The following is an 18494-nucleotide window of genomic DNA, read 5'->3' on the forward strand; positions in this document are numbered from 1 at the left end:
ATCATCATAAGTTAATTTCATAATAAAAACACCCCAAAAGTTAGATTTTTTCTGTCTAACTTTTGGGGTGCAGTTCAAAGCCGAGGTTTTTTATTTTTGTAAAAGACACTTAGTTAGTTTTTTCAGTATATCCAAGATCTTTTAACATTTTCTTAGAAGCAGTAAAGCTAACATAGTTACCTACGCCTGAGTATTCTTCTGGTAAGGCTTTTCTAAGTTCGTCAATACTTGCGACTGTGAAGTCGACTTCAGCATCTTGAACGACCTTCCCATCTTTGATTTTGATGCTATGAGTAACACCTTTGAGGCCTTGATATCCTTTATAAGTTTTTTCAACAAATGCTTTAAGAGTTTCAGCAGTAGTATCAAGAGCCTCTGGATCATAGACATTATGACCTGATTGTTTCAATACTTTGTCTCCCTCCACAGTGTAGGTTAAAGTAGAATTAAAGCCAGTACGAGTATCATTTACAAAGGTCACAGTTTTTACTTCAGATTTGTTTTCTGTAGCTTGCTGGCTAGTAGATTCTACCTGAGTAGTTTCACTTTTTGCTGAGCTAGTTGATGAGGTTGTTGATTGTTTTGAACATCCCAATAAGATAGCTAATGGTAGAGCTATACAAAGAGTCATTTTAAAATATTTGTTCATGTCTTTTCCTTTCATAATCAAAGTATTTTGTATTATAACATGATTCTACTACAAAATCAACTAGACCTCCCCTCTCATCTGACCTGACATGACAACGAATAGAAACTAGTCTGACGATTAATGTTTTGTCTCTATCTATTTCAAAAATCTTTTATCGTATGGCTTTATAAGGGTGTGAAGTTTTAAATGCACTTTTTATGGGATTGGGAGGAATCTATTGGACTCATCGGTTAGGGATATAATAAAACACCCCAAAAGTCAGATTTTTTCTGTCTAACTTTTGGGGTGGACCTACACTAGTCTATATGAAATTTTAGGAGATTAGTTCGTCTTTTCTGTGAATCCCATTTTTTCCAGTGCTTTTTTAGAGTTTGAGAAACTGACACGATTGCCGATACCAGAATATTCTTCAGGAAGTGCTTTTCTAAGTTCGCTAATACTTGCAACTGAGAAATCAACTTCTAGATCTTGAACAACTTTTCCATCTTTGATTTCAATCGTTTGTTTAACACCTTTGAGTCCATTATAACCTTTGTACTTTTCTTCGATAAAACTCTTGACATCTTCTGGAGTTGCACCAAGGATTTCAGGATCAGCAATGTTATTAGCTGATTGCTTGATAACATTGTCCCCCTCTACAGTATAAACCAAGGTAGAAGTGATTCCAGAATTATTTTTGTTTACAAAGGTATGTGTTTTAGTTGTTTCTTTCTTTTCAGATGATTGTTGACTGCTTTGTTTGCTCTCACTTGACTGAGTTGTTGTGTCTTCTTTGGTACTGCTGTTGGTAGGTGTTGATGCTTGTTTGGAACATCCGAGCAGGAGAACAAGTGAAGCCACAAGGGCTAGTGATACTTTAAAGTATGATTTCATATTTTTTACTTTCCTTTCATAATCAAAGTATTTGTATTATAACATGGATCTATAGTGAAAGCAACTAAACACAGTTTTTCTCCTTTTGAGAAGGAGTCTGACTAGAAAAATGTTATAATGGTAGGAAAGAGGTGAAGAAATGAATCAGACTATAAACTATATCAAAGAACTAACTGCTATTGCATCTCCGACGGGCTTTACTCGTGAGATTTCAGACTATCTAGTCCATACTATAGAGAAACTTGGTTACCAGCCGGTTCGTACAGCCAAGGGTGGTGTCAATGTTACTATTAAAGGTCAAAATGATGACCAACAGCGCTATGTGACTGCCCATGTGGATACGCTAGGTGCTATTGTTCGTGCAGTCAAACCGGATGGCCGTCTCAAATTGGATCGCATCGGTGGTTTCCCTTGGAACATGATTGAAGGGGAGAACTGTACGGTTCATGTAGCTAGCACTGGTCAAAAGGTATCTGGGACTATTCTCATCCATCAAACTTCTTGCCATGTCTACAAAGATGCGGGAACTGCAGAACGTACGCAGGACAATATGGAAGTGCGTTTGGATGCAAAAGTAACCAATGAAAAAGAAACCCGCGCCTTGGGCATCGAGGTCGGTGATTTTATCAGTTTTGATCCGCGAACTGTCGTGACAGAGACTGGTTTTATCAAGTCTCGTCACTTGGACGACAAAGTCAGCGCAGCGATTTTGCTCAATCTTCTTCGTGTTTATAAGGAAGAGGGGCTTGAATTGCCAGTAACAACTCATTTTGCTTTTTCAGTCTTTGAAGAGGTGGGTCACGGTGCAAACTCCAATATTCCAGCTCAGGTAGTGGAATATCTAGCTGTGGATATGGGAGCTATGGGCGATGACCAGCAGACGGATGAGTATACAGTTTCTATCTGTGTCAAGGACGCTTCAGGTCCCTATCACTACGACTTCCGTCAACATTTAGTGGCTTTGGCAAAGGAGCAAGATATTCCATTTAAGCTCGACATTTATCCATTTTACGGTTCGGATGCTTCGGCAGCTATGTCTGCAGGAGCCGAGGTCAAGCATGCCCTCCTTGGAGCTGGTATTGAGTCAAGTCACTCTTACGAACGAACACATATTGATTCAGTAGTGGCGACTGAGCGTATGGTCGATGCCTATCTCAAGAGCGCATTGGTAGACTAATATGTGTTTGATTTGTCAAAGAATTGAATGGATCAAGGCAGGAGAAAATCCCTACTTTGTAAAAGAACTAGAAACAGGCTATGTTGTTATTGGTGACTACCAATACTTTAAGGGCTATACCTTATTTTTAGCAAAAGATCATGTCACAGAACTCCATCATATGGAAACTTCTGTAAAACTTCGCTTTTTAGAGGAAATGAGTTTAGTCCAAGAAGCAGTCGCCAAAGCATTTGAGGCTGAAAAGATGAATATTGAACTCCTAGGAAATGGCGATGCCCACGCTCATTGGCATCTTTTTCCCCGAAGAGCAGGTGATATGAAGAGTCACGGTTTGAATGGCCGTGGCCCAGTCTGGTGGGTGCCCTGGGAAGAAATGGCGGCAGAAGATTGCCAAGTACAATCGCCAGAGCTGGAAGAGATGATTAAAATCTTATCTCATGAATTGGAGAAGTATTTGGCCTAAGAGAGAGGAAGAAAGAAATGAAAAAAAGATATGTCATTTTATCTGGTTTACTAGCATTGACCCTTGCAGCTTGTTCGCAAGAAAAAACCAAAGTTGAAGAAAACACTCAAAAAACGGAGCAAAGCAGTCAACCGGAAGGAACTGTAGGTAGCAAATCTCAAGCTTCTAGTCAGAAAAAGGCAGAAGTTAGCAATAAAGGGAGCTATTATAGTATCCAAGGGAAATACGATGAGATTATCCTAGCTAATAAACGTTATCCTTTGTCAAAAGATTACAATCCAGGAGAAAATCCAACAGCCAAGGCAGAGTTGCTCAAACTAATCGCAGCTATGCAGGCTGAGGGCTATCCAATCAGTGACCAATACAGTGGGTTTAGGAGTTATGAAACTCAGGCTAAGCTCTACCAAGACTATGTCAATCAAGATGGTAAGGAAGCAGCAGATCGCTACTCAGCACGCCCAGGTTACAGTGAACACCAGACGGGTCTTGCTTTTGATTTGATTGGGACAGATGGGGATTTAGTTACTGAAGAAAAGGCAGCCCAGTGGCTCTTGGACCATGCGGCTGACTATGGCTTTGTTGTTCGCTATCTTAAAGGCAAGGAAAAGGAGACTGGCTACATGGCAGAAGAATGGCATCTCCGCTACGTTGGAAAAGAAGCTAAAGAAATTGCTGCAAGTGGTCTCAGTTTGGAAGAGTACTATGGCTTTGAAGGCGGCGATTACGTCGATTAAAAAAGTAATTTTTCTCTTGCATTTTTAGATAAATAGTGTATAATGGAAAGGTATGTGTAAAGCATACTTGTGGGAGGTAAAAAACTTACATTACCGCCAAAACCACAAAGGAGGATTTAAAAATGGCTAAAAAAGTCGAAAAACTTGTAAAATTGCAAATCCCTGCTGGTAAAGCTACACCAGCTCCACCGGTTGGACCTGCTCTTGGTCAAGCTGGTATCAACATCATGGGATTCACAAAAGAGTTCAACGCTCGTACAGCTGACCAAGCTGGTATGATCATTCCAGTTGTTATCTCAGTATACGAAGACAAATCATTTACTTTCGTTACAAAAACACCACCAGCTGCTGTTCTTTTGAAAAAAGCTGCAGGTGTTGAAAAAGGATCAGGTACACCTAATAAAACTAAAGTTGCTACAGTTACTCGTGCACAAGTACAAGAAATTGCAGAAACTAAGATGCCAGATTTGAACGCAGCAAACGTAGAGTCTGCAATGCGTATGATCGAAGGTACTGCTCGTTCTATGGGATTCACTGTTGTTGACTAATCAATAACACAGTAGAAAATCTCACAGCAGTCTATTAGTTGCTTTTCATACTAGGCCAGTGACTGAGCCTTGTACTTGGGTACAGCAAGGGAGCTTAAGGCCGTAGGAAGAGAAAAATAGTAGACTGAAAACCCGCAAGACTTCATCATTTCGAGAAGTGACGTGGGAGATGAAAATCGATTGAACCACTTACAAGGAGAATAGAAAATGGCTAAAAAAAGCAAACAACTTCGTGCTGCTCTTGAGAAAATCGACAGCACAAAAGCATACAGCGTAGAAGAAGCTGTAGCACTTGCAAAAGAAACTAACTTTGCAAAATTTGACGCAACTGTAGAAGTTGCTTACAACTTGAACATCGACGTTAAAAAAGCTGACCAACAAATCCGTGGAGCAATGGTATTGCCAAACGGTACTGGTAAAACTTCACGTGTTCTTGTTTTCGCACGTGGTGCAAAAGCTGAAGAAGCAAAAGCTGCTGGTGCAGACTTTGTTGGTGAAGATGACCTTGTTGCTAAAATCAACGACGGTTGGTTGGACTTCGACGTAGTTATCGCTACACCTGATATGATGGCTCTTGTTGGACGTCTTGGACGTGTCCTTGGACCACGTAACTTGATGCCAAACCCTAAAACTGGTACTGTAACAATGGATGTTGCTAAAGCAGTTGAAGAGTCTAAAGGTGGTAAAATCACTTACCGTGCTGACCGTGCAGGTAATGTTCAAGCAATCATCGGTAAAGTATCATTTGAAGCTGAAAAATTGGTTGAAAACTTTAAAGCTTTCAACGAAACAATCCAAAAAGCAAAACCAGCTACAGCTAAAGGAACTTACGTAACAAACTTGACTATCACAACTACTCAAGGTGTTGGTATCAAAGTTGACGTAAACTCACTTTAATCAGTAGTTAAAGTAATGTAAAAAAGTTGAAGACGCTATGTCTCAACTTTTTTTGATGTACGACGGGCATGTCGTATATCTGAGGTGTAAGTCCTCGGTGGGCACCTACTACCGGTGAACCCAATAGCGATTCCCAAGTCTGACTATCGTGAGGTAGCGGATTAAAACGGTCTGGGGATAGACCGTTTTAAGTCTGACGTTGGAAATGAGAATCGGCTGAGAAAGAGATAGAGAAATCTTGGCTATACGAATAGGCACGTGATAGTAAAGCGTATATAGCGGATAAGGAGGCCAGCAACTCTAAAGTACAAATATGTAGTTGTAACCTATATGCGTAAACTACGTGAGCAATTGAATTCGAACTAGAGAGGTGATTAATAGATTTATGCTATAGTCATGGTAGCTTGTATGCTTTTGATTCTAGTTTATCAAATAATAGATTAGAATTGTCAGATAATATAATTTTATGTTATAATGAAGAAAAAATAGAGGTGTTCAAATGTCAGAAGCAGGTCATAAGTTTTTAGCAAAACTGGGGAAAAAACGCTTACGTCCAGGAGGAAAACGTGCTACAGATTGGTTAATTGCAGAAGGAGAATTTTCAAAAGAAAAGAGAATACTAGAAGTTGCGTGCAATAGGGGAACTACAGCAATTGAGTTGGCACAGCGTTTTGGTTGTAAGATAACTGCTGTTGATATGGATGGACAAGCCTTAGAAGTGGCTAAAAAATCTGCTGAAACGGCAGGTGTTGGTCATTTGATCAGATTTGAAAGAGCAAATGCAATGAAACTTCCTTATGAAGATGCTAGTTTTGATATTGTTATAAATGAAGCTATGCTGACTATGCAAGCCGATCAAGCTAAGAAAAAATGTGTAATGGAATATCTAAGGGTTTTAAAACCTGAAGGTCTTCTTTTGACACATGATGTGCTTCTTAAGGAAGCTAAAGAGTCTGTCAGACAGGAATTGTCACAAGCAATTCATGTAAATGTAGGTCCTTTAACTCAAGATGCTTGGGAACAGGTGATGATAGAATCAGGTTATCGTGATGTGAAAGTATTGACTGGTGAAATGACATTAATGAAATTATCAGGTATGATTTATGACGAAGGTTGGCTAGGAACTTTGAAAATTTGCGTAAATGCTTGTAAAAAGGAGAATAGGAAGCAGTTTTTAACTATGTATAAAATGTTTGCTAAGAATAAACAGAAATTGGGCTTTATTGCTATGGCTAGTTATAAATCGTCAAATCGTTAGATAATTATTGAAGTTAACTTTTCCTTTTTTCTTTCTTAAAAAATATGCTATAATAGAGAGTAAAAAACTTTGAAAGAAAGATAAAGATGAATTTAAAAGATTATATCGCAACGATTGAAAATTATCCTAAGGAAGGTATCACCTTCCGTGATATCAGCCCTTTGATGGCAGATGGAAATGCTTATAGCTATGCTGTTCGTGAAATTGTTCAGTATGCAACAGATAAGAAAATCGACATGATCGTGGGTCCAGAGGCTCGTGGATTTATTGTTGGCTGCCCAGTTGCTTTTGAGTTGGGAATTGGCTTTGCACCTGTTCGTAAACCAGGGAAATTGCCACGTGAAGTCATTTCTGCTGATTATGAGAAAGAGTACGGTATTGATACCTTGACCATGCATGCTGATGCGATTAAGCCAGGTCAACGTGTTCTCATCGTAGATGATCTTTTGGCAACAGGTGGAACTGTCAAAGCAACGATTGAGATGATTGAAAGACTTGGTGGAATTGTAGCCGGTTGTGCTTTCTTGATTGAGTTGGATGAGCTTAAAGGCCGTGAAAAAATCGGAGATTACGATTACAAGGTACTTATGCATTATTAATGAAAAACAGTCCTTGGGGCTGTTTTCTCTTCATCTGCTATATAAATTAACTATAGCTAGTTAGAAAAAAACTATAATTGAAAACTATATCTTCATACAGTATAATAAAGGGAAGAAGTATTTGGAGGTTTTTACTTTCAAACAGACAACATCATTCCCGAAATAGAGAACTGTTAGGAGGGTATTATGCCGATTCGAATTGATAAAAAATTGCCAGCTGTGGAGATTTTAAGGACAGAAAATATCTTTGTTATGGACGACCAACGGGCTGCTCATCAGGATATTCGCCCCTTGAAGATTTTGATTTTAAATCTCATGCCTCAAAAGATGGTAACAGAAACGCAACTCTTACGGCATTTGGCTAATACCCCTTTGCAATTAGATATTGATTTCTTATATATGGAAACACATCGTTCCAAGACAACTCGTGCCGAACATATGGAAACCTTCTATAAGACCTTTCCAGAGGTCAAGGATGACTTTTTTGATGGAATGATTATCACAGGAGCACCAGTGGAGCATTTGCCTTTTGAAGAGGTGGACTACTGGGAGGAATTCAAGCAGGTCATCGAATGGTCCAAGACGCATGTTTTTTCAACCCTCCATATCTGTTGGGGAGCACAAGCAGGTCTTTATGTTCGCTATGGCGTTGAAAAGCACCAGATGGATCGGAAACTATCAGGCATTTATCCACAGGACACCTTAAAAGAAGGGCACCTTCTTTTTAGAGGTTTTGATGATCGCTATGTAGCTCCTCATTCTCGTCATACTGAGATTTTAAAAGAAGAAATCTTAAACAAGACCAATCTGGAGATTCTGTCAGAAGGTCCTGAGGTTGGGGTTTCTATCCTAGCTAGTCGAGATTTACGTGAGATTTATAGTTTTGGTCATTTGGAGTACGATCGTGACACTTTGGCAAGAGAGTATTTTCGTGATTATGAGGCGGGACTCGACCCTCATATCCCAGAGAACTACTTTAAAAATGATGATGTGAATGAGACGCCCTGTCTCTGTTGGTCTTCATCAGCTGCTCTCTTTTTCAGTAATTGGGTAAACTATGCGGTTTATCAAGAAACCCCTTTTGACTGGAGAAAGGTAGAGGATGATGCGGCTGCATTTGGATATCTATAAGAGGAATTATGACATATTTTGACGCTTTTAAATCAGGGAACTTGGTTTTGCCAAGTGCCCTGCTCTTGCATTTTAAGGAACTCTTTCCTTCCAGCGAAGATTTTCTCGTCTGGCAATTTTTCTATTTACAAAATACCACAGCCCTAGGAGATGTTTCGCCTAGTCAGATTGCTGAAATCATTGGGAAAGAGGTGGCAGATGTCAACCAATCTATTTCGAATTTGACTGAAAATGGTTTGCTACAATATCGGACCATTGAACTAAATGGGGAAATTGAGCTAATTTTTGATGCTAGTTTGGCTTTTGAACGCTTGGATAGCTTACTAGATAGCCAAACTCCAGCTACAACAGCCCCAAACCCGCAGAATCAGTTGAAGGATCTGGTTGAAACTTTTCAGCAGGAATTGGGACGCTTATTAACACCATTTGAAATCGAAGATCTTTCTAAGACTGTCAAAGAAGATGGAGTTAAGGCGGATTTGATCAAGGAAGCTCTCCGAGAGGCCGTTCTCAATGGCAAGCCAAACTGGAAATATATTCAGGCAATCCTACGAAACTGGCGCCATGAAGGTATCCAGTCTGTTGCCCAAGTAGAGGCCAAACGAGCAGAGCGAGAAGCCAACAATCCCAAACAAGTTCAGGCTTCGGCTGATTTCCTCGATGCCATGAATTTGTGGCAAGATTAGCCGCTTGAAAAATCTTGAAAATTAGAGTAAGGTTTGCAAGCTCCTTATAAATATGATAGAATAATAGTGAATAAAATGAAAAAAGAGGTATGTGAAATGTCACGTAAACCATTTATCGCTGGTAACTGGAAAATGAACAAAAATCCAGAAGAAGCAAAAGCATTCGTTGAAGCCGTTGCATCAAAACTTCCTTCATCAGACCTTGTTGAAGCAGGTATCGCAGCTCCAGCTCTTGATTTGACAGCTGTTCTTGCTGCTGCTAAAGGTTCAAACCTTAAAGTTGCTGCTCAAAACTGCTACTTTGAAAATGCAGGTGCTTTCACTGGTGAAACTAGCCCACAAGTTTTGAAAGAAATCGGTACTGACTACGTTGTTATCGGTCACTCAGAACGTCGTGACTACTTCCATGAAACTGACGAAGATATCAACAAAAAAGCAAAAGCAATCTTTGCAAACGGTATGCTTCCAATCATCTGTTGTGGTGAGTCACTTGAAACTTACGAAGCTGGTAAAGCTGCTGAATTCGTAGGTGCTCAAGTATCTGCTGCATTGGGTGGATTGACTGCAGAACAAGTTGCTGCATCAGTTATCGCTTATGAGCCAATCTGGGCTATCGGTACTGGTAAATCAGCTTCACAAGACGATGCACAAAAAATGTGTAAAGTCGTTCGTGACGTTGTAGCTGCAGACTTTGGTCAAGAAGTTGCGGACAAAGTTCGTGTTCAATACGGTGGTTCTGTTAAACCTGAAAACGTTGCTTCATACATGGCTTGCCCAGACGTTGACGGTGCCCTTGTTGGTGGTGCGTCACTTGAAGCTGAAAGCTTCTTGGCATTGCTTGATTTTGTAAAATAATCTCAGTTATTCCAGACAGTCTTCTAAGACTGTCTTTTTTGTAGATGCTGTAAATTTTTCTTAAATTATCAGTCTATTACAACTTTTCTCAGATAGTACAATTTCCTTGCTATCGTTTTCTGGTAGTAGTATACTTATATTGTAACCACTAATAAGATGGTTATAAAAAAATGAAAGAGGTAAGAAATATGGTTGAATTGAAAAAAGAAGCAGTAAAAGACGTTACAACATTATCTAAAACAGTGCCAGTAGCATTGGCAAAAACAAAGGAAGTATTGAACCAAGCAGTAGCAGACTTGTATGTGGCTCACATTGCCCTTCACCAAGTTCACTGGTATATGCGTGGTCGTGGTTTCCTCGTATGGCATCCAAAAATGGATGAATACATGGACAGCCTTGATGGCTATCTTGACGAAATCAGCGAACGTTTGATCACCCTTGGCGGCAAACCTTACTCAACTTTGACAGAATTCCTTCAACACAGTGAAATCGAAGAAGAAGAAGGAGAATTCCGTAACGTTGAAGAAAGCTTGGAACGTGTTCTAGCGATTTATCGCTATCTCATCGCTCTTTTCCAAAAAGCTTTGGATGTGACTGATGAAGAAGGTGATGATGTTACAAACGATATCTTTGTTGGTGCTAAGGCTGAACTTGAGAAAACAGTTTGGATGCTTGCAGCAGAACTTGGACAAGCTCCTGGTTTGTAAAATATAGTTGCTACCCCTTTTATCATGAGGCGCCTGATAAGTGCCCATGACCAATCATCTTTTAAAAGTCATGTAACTGTAAAAAGTTGCATGATTTTTTTGTCTGCTAGACTTAGGACACATTGTCAAATCTAGGATTTTACGGTATAATAGTTGCTGTTCAATAACATATGAATTTTAAAGAATAATTGTTAGTTTAAGGAGGACTTATGAACAACTTACCAAATTGCCCGAAATGTAATTCAGAATATGTCTACGAAGACGGAAGTCTCTTGGTCTGCCCAGAGTGTGCCTATGAATGGAACCCTGCAGAAGTTGCAGAAGTAGAAGAAGGTGTTGTTGCTATTGATGCCAATGGAAATAAATTGGCTGACGGCGATACTGTAACTCTTATCAAGGATTTGAAAGTAAAAGGTGCGCCAAAGGATTTGAAACAAGGAACTCGCGTTAAAAATATCCGTATCGTAGAAGGTGACCACAACATCGACTGTAAGATTGATGGTTTTGGAGCTATGAAACTCAAGTCAGAATTTGTTAAGAAAATCTAGCCATGAAACTGAACTACAAATTTATCTTTTATAGTCGTGTGCTCTTGTTCTTAGCGGCATTTACAGGAGTTTATTTGGAGATTACCAAGCACGGTGGCTTTGGTATGCTCCTTTACTACACAGTGTTGTCCAATCTTTTGGTAACGATTTTCACGGGTTATCTGCTCCGTGTGATGAGCCGTTCAGGTGAAAATTGGCAAAGTCCGACCTTGCTTCGTCTCAAGGGTGGTGTTACCATGAGTATCATGATTACCTGTGTGATTTACCATTTTATGCTTGCTCCGATTGCGACAGACTTTTACCGTGTGGAAAATTTCCTTTGCCACTATATCGTTCCACTCTGGTTTTTAGCCGACACCCTTTTCTTTGATAAACGGGGTCAATACAAGATCTGGGATCCAGTCTTGTGGACTATCTTGCCCTTGGTTTATATGATTTTTGCCTTGTTTAATGGCTTGGTCTTAAAACTCAATATTCCGAATTCCAAGGACAATCCCTTCCCTTATTTCTTTTTAAATGTGAACAAGGGTTGGGACGTGGTTATCAAATGGTGTTTGATCATTTTTGCGGCGTATATGGTTGCAGGCTTCATCTTCTATCTGATCAAGCAAATCAAGCGAAAATAGTCTTCCTATTAGGAAAGTTAGGACGGAGTCTCTAGTTCAATCGGGCTCCTTCTTTTCTTGCCATCTTCCTTTTAAAAGGATCAACAGTGAGAAATATACAGAAAGAAAATTCATGAAACAATATTTAGAACGGGCTAGTATTTTGGCCCTCTCCCTCGTTTTGATTACCTCCTTCTCCATCTCAAGTGCTCTGCCAGCCATGTTTGACTACTATCAAGGATACCCCAAAGAACAAATCGAGCTCCTGGTCAGTCTTCCTTCTTTTGGAATCATGATTATGCTGGTTTTAAATGGGTTTTTGGAGCGGTTGTTTCCTGAGAGACTTCAGATTAGTCTGGGCCTTCTCATCCTCTCTATCGGTGGAACAGCTCCCTTCTGGTATCAGGAGTACAACTTTGTCTTTGCGATGCGGATTTTATTTGGCTTGGGTGTTGGAATGATTAATGCCAAGGCCATTTCCATCATTAGCGAACGCTATCATGGAAAGACACGGATCCAGATGTTGGGTCTTCGCGGATCAGCAGAAGTTGTCGGGGCATCGATTTTGACTCTAGTGGTCGGTCAACTCTTATCCTTGGGATGGACAGTGACCTTCTTGGCCTACAGTGCGGGATTTTTAGTATTGATCCTTTATCTGCTCTTTGTCCCTTATGGGAAAGAAAAGAAAGAAACAAAGAAAAAAGAGACCGAAACGACTCGTTTGACAGGAAAGATGAAAGGATTAATTTTTCTATTGGCTGTCGAAGCAGCAGTTGTTGTCTGCACCAACACAGCTATCACCATTCGTATTCCTAGTCTGATGGTGGAAAGAGGTCTAGGGGATGCCCAGTTATCGAGCTTGGTTTTAAGTATCATGCAGTTAATTGGTATCTTGGCAGGTGTGAGTTTTTCTTTCTTTATCTCTCTGTTTAAAGAAAGGTTGCTCCTTTGGTCGGGTATCACCTTTGGATTGGGGCAGATTGTGATTGCCTTGTCTCCGTCATTGGGTGTGATGGTAGTTGGAAGTGTTGTGGCAGGTTTTTCCTACAGTGTGGCCTTGACCACTGTCTTTCAGCTTCTTTCTGAAAGAATACCAGCCAAGCTCCTTAATCAGGCAACATCATTTGCAGTGCTAGGATGTAGCTTTGGAGCCTTTACGACACCGTTTATTCTTGGGGCGATTGGCTTGGTGACTCAAAACGGTATGTTGGTCTTCACCATTCTAGGCTGCTGGTTGATTGTCACTTCTATCTTTGTTATGTACGCACTTCAAAAGAGAGCTTAGGATTGGTTTCCTAAGTTTTTCTTTTTGAAATTTGTACCCGGACAATTATTGGTTTTTAAACTTGTTTACACTTTTATTTCCTGATAAAATAGAAGTTATGACAAGATATAAAGCAACTATTTCTTATGATGGTTATGCCTTTGCTGGTTTTCAGCGGCAGCCTCATGCGCGGAGCGTTCAAGAGGAAATCGAAAAAACCTTAACGAGACTCAATAAGGGGCAAGCCATCACTGTTCATGGTGCTGGTAGGACGGATAGTGGGGTCCATGCTCTTGGTCAGGTTATTCATTTTGACCTGCCCTATCAGATGGATGAGGAAAAACTCCGTTTTGCTCTGGATACTCAGTCTCCAGAGGATATCGATGTGATTTCGATTGAGATCGTGGCAGATGATTTTCACTGTCGTTACGCCAAGCATAGCAAGACTTATGAATTTATCGTAGATAGGGGGCGTCCTAAAAATCCGATGCGTCGTCACTATGCTACTCACTTTCCCTATCCCCTCGATGTGGAGCGGATGCAGATGGCAATCAAAAAGCTAGAGGGAACCCATGATTTCACCGGTTTTACAGCGTCTGGGACTAGTGTAGAGGACAAGGTTCGTACTATTACAGAAGCCGGTCTTAGTGTTGATGAGACAGGCCAATTTTTGACCTTTACCTTCTCAGGAAATGGTTTCTTGTATAAGCAGATTCGCAATATGGTGGGGACGCTGCTCAAAATCGGCAACAACCGCATGCCAGTTGAGCAGATTGACCTGATTTTGGAGAAGAAGGACAGGCAGCTAGCAGGTCCAACGGCGGCACCAAATGGTTTGTATTTGAAGGAGATTCGATATGAAGAATAATCGTATTTTAGCCCTTTCTGGGAATGATATTTTTAGTGGCGGTGGATTGTCAGCTGATCTTGCCACCTATACCTTAAACGGCTTGCATGGCTTTGTAGCTGTCACTTGTTTGACGGCCTTGACCGAAAAGGGCTTTGAAGTCTTCCCTACGGATGATACTATTTTCCAACATGAGTTGAATAGCTTACGTGATGTCGAGTTTGCAGGGATTAAGATTGGCCTTCTTCCTACTGTCAGTGTGGCTGAGAAGGCCTTGGACTTTATCAAGCAACGTCCAGGAGTGCCTGTGGTATTGGACCCTGTCTTGGTCTGCAAAGAAACGCACGATGTAGCTGTCAGTGAGCTCTGCCAAGAGTTGATTCGTTTTTTCCCTCACGTCAGTGTGATTACGCCAAATCTTCCTGAAGCAGAATTGTTAGCGGGTCAAGAGATCAAAACCTTGGAGGACATGAAAGCTGCAGCTCAGAAATTGCATGATTTAGGAGCGCCAGCAGTTATTATCAAGGGAGGCAATCGCCTCAGTCAGGACAAGGCAGTGGATGTTTTTTATGATGGACAAACTTTCACTGTTCTAGAAAACCCAGTCATTCAAAGCCAAAATGCTGGTGCAGGATGTACCTTTGCCTCAAGCATCGCCAGTCACTTGGTCAAAGGGGATGAACTTTTACCAGCAGTAGAAAATTCTAAAGCTTTCGTTTACCGTGCTATTGCACAAGCAGATCAATATGGAGTAAGACAATATGAAGCAAACCAAAACAACTAAAATCGCCCTTGTATCCCTCTTAACCGCCCTTTCTGTGGTTCTAGGTTATTACTTGAAAATTGGAACGGCAACAGGAATATTGACCCTCTTGGATGCAGGTATTTTCTTTACTGCCTTTTACTTTGGCAGTAAAGAAGGAGCTGTCGTTGGAGGACTAGCAGGATTCCTAATTGACCTTCTATCAGGCTATCCACAGTGGATGTTCTTTAGCTTGATAAATCATGGCTTGCAAGGTTATTTTGCAGGTTTTAAAGGGAAATGGCAATGGCTAGGCCTAGTCTTAGCTACTATCGTCATGGTAAGTGGCTACGCTCTGGGCTCAACCCTAATGAATGGCTGGTCAGCAGCCTTACCAGAAATTCTTCCAAACTTCCTGCAAAATACCTTGGGGATGATTGTGGGATTTGTAGTTTTTCAGAGCGTCAAGAAGATAAAATAAAAAAGTCAGCTTCAATAGCTGACTTTTTGCTTGTCTAGGTTTAATCAAAATAAAGCAAGCCTTTGCTGGTGCTTGTAAAGAGGTCAAAGCCATCCTTGGTAACAACACCGCAGTCTTCGATACGAACACCGACTTTACCAGGGATATAGATACCAGGTTCAACAGAGAAACACATGCCTTCTTCGATGACCATGTCGTTTCCCTCCATGATAGAAGGGAATTCGTGGACATCCATACCGATACCGTGACCGAGACGGTGGTTGAAGTACTCACCGTAACCAGCTTTTTCGATGACTTCACGGGCGGCGCGGTCCACTTCATGAGCTGTTACACCTGGCTTGATAAAATCAAGGGCAGCTTGTTGGGCTTCTAGAGTCAAGTTGTAAATATCTTTTTTGAACTGGTCTGGTTTGCCGACAGCTACTGTACGAGTCATGTCTGAAGCGTAGCCATTGACCATAACACCAAGGTCAAAGAGGAGAAGGGCGTTATTTTCGACCTTGTTTGCTCCAGGAATTCCGTGCGGATTTGCAGCGTTATCGCCAGTCAAGACCATGGTATCAAAGCTCATTTCATAGCCTTCACGTTTCATGGCAAAGTCGATTTGGGCGATGATATCTGTCTCTGTCTTATCAAGAGAAATATTGTCAAAACCAACTTTTACAGCCTTATCAGCATAGAGCCCTGCAACCATCATTTTTTGCACTTCGTCAGCTGATTTGATGAGGCGCATGCGTTGGATGCGAGGAGTGAGGTTTTCAAACTCAGCAGTCTCAAAGACTGTTTTCAAACCATGGTATTTGGTCAAGATGAGGTTGTCAAACTCAACAGCGACACGTTTGAAGTCGTGCTGAGGCAAAGCATTTTTGATTTTTTGCCATGGGTTTTCAGAATCCACATAGCCTACAACTGGGAAAGAGACAGTGCTGCTTGCACGCTCAATCTCAAGGGCTGGGACAAAGAGGAGAGGTTCCTGATCTGCTAGAACAAAGAGGAACATTTGGCGTTCATGGGGATCACTGTAAAAGCCAGTGAGGTAATTAATAGTGACGGGGTCAGATACGACAGCGACGTCTAGTTTTTCTGATTCAAGATATGTTAGGATTTGTTGTAATTTAGACATATGCTACCTTCTTTCTACCCCTCTATTTTGGCAAAAAAAGAGAGAAAATGCAAGGGAGAAGGGTAAAAGAACAGGCAAAAAGAACTCCGACAAGATAGTGGAGTTCTTTTATCTAATTTTCCTTAGTTTAAGAAAAGTCAGCCTTGCTTTTCACGTCACTGTATTCTTCAGCGATTTCTTGGCTGAGGATGTCCTCATAGGCAGGGAGTTGGATGTCCTGACCGTATTTCTTCTTGAGAGCAGTAGTGACTAGACGATAAGCTAGATTGGCATTACGAGAGAGGATAGGTCCGTGGAAGTAGGAACCAAAGACATTCTTATAATGAACCCCTTCGCCGATCTTTTCTTCGTTATTTCCATTTCCATAGACAACCTGACCCAGTGGTTTTTGGTCATCAGAAAGGAAGGTACGTCCCTGGTGATTTTCAAAGCCATAGTAGGTTTCATTGAAATCTTCATTGTGAATCTTGATGTCACCGATAAAGCGGTTATTGGTCTGGTTGAGGGTGTAGTGGCCCATGACACCTAGTCCTTCGATGCGTTTGCCTGAGGCTTCAACATAATATTGGCCCAAAAGTTGGAAACCACCGCAGATGGCTAGAACAACACCATTGTTTTGGATGTAGTTGTCAATGCTCTCTTTTTTAGCAGGAAGATCGCCAGCAATGATGCTTTGTTCAAAATCTTGACCGCCACCGAAAAAGGCGATGTCGTAGTGGTTTTCATCAAAGTCATCATGGAGAGAAACGATGTCAACTGTCACATGAGCCCCCAGTTTTTCAGCCACATACTTGAGCATGAGGATGTTGCCGTTGTCCCCGTAGGTATTCATGAGGTTTCCATAGAGGTGGGCGATGTTGAGCTGATAAGCGTAGTTGCCAGCTTTTGAGGAAAGTGAAGTATAAACCATTAGTTCATCTCCTTTCTAACAATCTGACGACTAGCCAGCAGTTCACGGAATTCTAGCATAGCAGTATAGGTAGCCAGGATATAGGCATGCTTACAATCTTGGTTCTCAATGGTCTTGAGAACTTGTTCCAGATTGCTTGTTTCAGTGATTTTCTCAGCTGGATAGCCTGTCACTCGTAGACGACGCGCGATTTCAGAATGACGAACACCACCAGCGTTGATTTCAGGAATGTCCATGTCAGCAATTTGTTCAAAGTCAGCATCCCAGATCCAGCTAGTGTCAATCCCATCAGCATAGTTGGCGTTGAGAAGGACAGATAGGCTAAATGGATAAGGCGCTAGTTTGATCATCTCGATAGCCTGAGTTGCACCGACTGGATTTTTAATCAAGACAAGGGTGCATTCCTTATCACCGATATGGAAGGTCTCCTGACGTCCAAAGACAGCGCGACTCTTGTCAAATCCTTGCTTGATCCGTTGCGAATCTGCACCGAGGAAACGGGCAATAGCAACCGCAGCAAGGGCATTGTAGATGTTGTAAAGTCCACCGATTTGGATGCCGTATTCTTGGCCGTCAATGACAAAGCGGGAGCGATTGTTGGTCAATTCAACCAAGTCTGTCAGACGGTAGTCCAAGTCAGGTCGTTTGCAGCCACAATTTTCGCAGATATAGGCACCCAAGTTGGCATAGGTATTGTGCTCATATTTGAGGATGCCTTGACAGTCAGGGCAGAGGATTCCTTCGGTATTGTAGTGAGCCAGTTGGGCTGGTCCTTTTTCCAAGTCAAAACCAAAATACTCTACAGGATTTGGAATAGCTGGCTTGTAGAAAAGTGGACTGTCACCGTTAAGGAGGACAGTAGCAGTAGGAACTTTTCGAATAGCGTCCAAAATCATGTTGTAGGTCGTATAAATCTCACCGTAGCGGTCCATCTGATCGCGGAAGATATTGGTGATGACGAAAAGACTAGGCTGGATGTAGTCACAGATACGTGAGAGACTAGCTTCATCAATTTCAAGCACTGCAATATTTTTTCCCGTTTTTGAAGATTTTGCAGTCAAGAAGGTTGTTGTAATCCCTGTAATCATATTGGCACCGCTAGGATTGGTCAGAACCTGACCATAGACCTCTTTTAAAATGCCGACAGTGAGAGCAGTTGTCAGGGTTTTCCCGTTAGTTCCAGTGACCACGACAATCTCGTAGTTCTTAGCTAGATGTTGTAAAATATCTTTATCAAATTGAAGGGCGAGTTTTCCTGGGAGCGTACTTCCGCGGCCAAGACGGCTTAAAACGAAGTGGGAAGAACGCCCAGTAAGAAGGCCCAAAGTAGTTTTTAATTTCATGTTTCTATTATATCATAAAAGAGGGAAAAGACAGATTTGAGATTTCGCAGAAAC

At 41.3% G+C, this 18494-nt stretch carries 22 protein-coding genes; 17 read left to right on the top strand and 5 right to left on the bottom strand.

Annotated elements, in window-relative coordinates:
• Positions 1 to 109 precede the first annotated feature (109 nt).
• Complete coding sequence (locus ACIY19_RS06125) at positions 110 to 649, bottom strand: DUF1307 domain-containing protein (RefSeq protein WP_125441411.1); 540 nt, start codon at positions 647 to 649, stop codon at positions 110 to 112.
• A gap of 321 nt (positions 650 to 970) precedes the next feature.
• Positions 971 to 1522 carry a DUF1307 domain-containing protein gene (locus tag ACIY19_RS06130; protein WP_049505244.1) on the bottom strand — a complete coding sequence of 184 codons (552 nt, stop codon included), beginning with the start codon at positions 1520 to 1522 and terminating at the stop codon, positions 971 to 973.
• Positions 1523 to 1661: 139 nt separating this feature from the next.
• Between ACIY19_RS06130 and ACIY19_RS06135 the strand changes: the two genes are divergently transcribed.
• The 17 genes from ACIY19_RS06135 to ACIY19_RS06215 all read left to right on the top strand — a co-directional run bounded on the left by ACIY19_RS06135 (position 1662) and on the right by ACIY19_RS06215 (position 15064).
• A complete protein-coding gene (locus ACIY19_RS06135; protein WP_409002966.1) occupies positions 1662 to 2699 on the top strand; it encodes a M42 family metallopeptidase in 1038 nt (345 codons plus the stop codon).
• Between the two features lies 1 nt (position 2700).
• Positions 2701 to 3162: an HIT family protein gene (locus ACIY19_RS06140; protein ID WP_409002967.1), complete on the top strand. Its 462-nt coding sequence runs from the start codon at positions 2701 to 2703 to the stop codon at positions 3160 to 3162.
• Positions 3163 to 3179: 17 nt separating this feature from the next.
• Entirely contained in the window at positions 3180 to 3896 is a 717-nt protein-coding gene (gene ldcB / locus ACIY19_RS06145; RefSeq protein ID WP_000747819.1) for an LD-carboxypeptidase LdcB/DacB, read from the top strand.
• A gap of 122 nt (positions 3897 to 4018) precedes the next feature.
• Positions 4019 to 4444 (top strand): 50S ribosomal protein L11, encoded by a 426-nt coding sequence (gene rplK / locus ACIY19_RS06150; protein WP_001085809.1) that lies wholly within the window; start codon positions 4019 to 4021, stop codon positions 4442 to 4444.
• Between the two features lie 207 nt (positions 4445 to 4651).
• Positions 4652 to 5341 (top strand): 50S ribosomal protein L1, encoded by a 690-nt coding sequence (rplA, locus tag ACIY19_RS06155; RefSeq protein WP_001085675.1) that lies wholly within the window; start codon positions 4652 to 4654, stop codon positions 5339 to 5341.
• Positions 5342 to 5840: 499 nt separating this feature from the next.
• Entirely contained in the window at positions 5841 to 6599 is a 759-nt protein-coding gene (locus ACIY19_RS06160; protein WP_061426931.1) for a class I SAM-dependent methyltransferase, read from the top strand.
• A gap of 86 nt (positions 6600 to 6685) precedes the next feature.
• Positions 6686 to 7198, top strand: a complete 513-nt coding sequence (locus ACIY19_RS06165; protein ID WP_001049315.1) for an adenine phosphoribosyltransferase — start codon at positions 6686 to 6688, stop codon at positions 7196 to 7198.
• Between the two features lie 186 nt (positions 7199 to 7384).
• A complete protein-coding gene (gene metA, locus ACIY19_RS06170) occupies positions 7385 to 8329 on the top strand; it encodes a homoserine O-succinyltransferase (RefSeq protein ID WP_001122729.1) in 945 nt (314 codons plus the stop codon).
• 8 nt (positions 8330 to 8337) lie between these two features.
• Complete coding sequence (locus tag ACIY19_RS06175; protein WP_049505240.1) at positions 8338 to 9015, top strand: DnaD domain-containing protein; 678 nt, start codon at positions 8338 to 8340, stop codon at positions 9013 to 9015.
• Positions 9016 to 9111: 96 nt separating this feature from the next.
• Positions 9112 to 9870 (top strand): triose-phosphate isomerase, encoded by a 759-nt coding sequence (gene tpiA, locus ACIY19_RS06180; RefSeq protein WP_255777841.1) that lies wholly within the window; start codon positions 9112 to 9114, stop codon positions 9868 to 9870.
• Positions 9871 to 10058: 188 nt separating this feature from the next.
• On the top strand, positions 10059 to 10577 hold the full coding sequence (locus tag ACIY19_RS06185; protein ID WP_409002968.1) for a Dps family protein: 519 nt from the start codon (positions 10059 to 10061) through the stop codon (positions 10575 to 10577).
• 209 nt (positions 10578 to 10786) lie between these two features.
• Positions 10787 to 11125 (top strand): zinc ribbon domain-containing protein YjdM, encoded by a 339-nt coding sequence (locus ACIY19_RS06190; protein WP_001061600.1) that lies wholly within the window; start codon positions 10787 to 10789, stop codon positions 11123 to 11125.
• A gap of 2 nt (positions 11126 to 11127) precedes the next feature.
• The gene (locus tag ACIY19_RS06195) at positions 11128 to 11751 is read left to right on the top strand and encodes a Pr6Pr family membrane protein (RefSeq protein ID WP_000775204.1); all 624 of its coding nucleotides are present in this window, start codon (positions 11128 to 11130) and stop codon (positions 11749 to 11751) included.
• 112 nt (positions 11752 to 11863) lie between these two features.
• Positions 11864 to 13015, top strand: a complete 1152-nt coding sequence (locus tag ACIY19_RS06200; RefSeq protein ID WP_000816259.1) for an MFS transporter — start codon at positions 11864 to 11866, stop codon at positions 13013 to 13015.
• A gap of 97 nt (positions 13016 to 13112) precedes the next feature.
• A complete protein-coding gene (gene truA / locus ACIY19_RS06205; protein WP_206284406.1) occupies positions 13113 to 13862 on the top strand; it encodes a tRNA pseudouridine(38-40) synthase TruA in 750 nt (249 codons plus the stop codon).
• Positions 13852 to 14625, top strand: coding sequence for a bifunctional hydroxymethylpyrimidine kinase/phosphomethylpyrimidine kinase (locus ACIY19_RS06210; RefSeq protein ID WP_206284405.1), 774 nt, complete (start codon positions 13852 to 13854; stop codon positions 14623 to 14625). The genes truA and ACIY19_RS06210 overlap by 11 nt, the downstream gene beginning before the upstream one ends.
• Positions 14603 to 15064 (top strand): ECF transporter S component, encoded by a 462-nt coding sequence (locus ACIY19_RS06215; protein WP_206284404.1) that lies wholly within the window; start codon positions 14603 to 14605, stop codon positions 15062 to 15064. Before ACIY19_RS06210 ends, ACIY19_RS06215 begins: the two co-directional genes overlap by 23 nt.
• A 40-nt stretch (positions 15065 to 15104) precedes the next feature.
• On the opposite strand, the gene ACIY19_RS06220 is transcribed toward ACIY19_RS06215, so the two are convergent.
• The 3 genes from ACIY19_RS06220 to murT all read right to left on the bottom strand — a co-directional run bounded on the left by ACIY19_RS06220 (position 15105) and on the right by murT (position 18440).
• Positions 15105 to 16187, bottom strand: coding sequence for a M24 family metallopeptidase (locus ACIY19_RS06220; protein WP_409002969.1), 1083 nt, complete (start codon positions 16185 to 16187; stop codon positions 15105 to 15107).
• Positions 16188 to 16314: 127 nt separating this feature from the next.
• Positions 16315 to 17097: a lipid II isoglutaminyl synthase subunit GatD gene (gene gatD / locus ACIY19_RS06225; RefSeq protein ID WP_125389078.1), complete on the bottom strand. Its 783-nt coding sequence runs from the start codon at positions 17095 to 17097 to the stop codon at positions 16315 to 16317.
• Complete coding sequence (murT, locus tag ACIY19_RS06230) at positions 17097 to 18440, bottom strand: lipid II isoglutaminyl synthase subunit MurT (protein WP_206284402.1); 1344 nt, start codon at positions 18438 to 18440, stop codon at positions 17097 to 17099. Before murT ends, gatD begins: the two co-directional genes overlap by 1 nt.
• Positions 18441 to 18494: the final 54 nt, after the last annotated feature.

Source organism: Streptococcus sp. ST14, from assembly GCF_046098195.1.
Lineage (GTDB): Bacteria > Bacillota > Bacilli > Lactobacillales > Streptococcaceae > Streptococcus.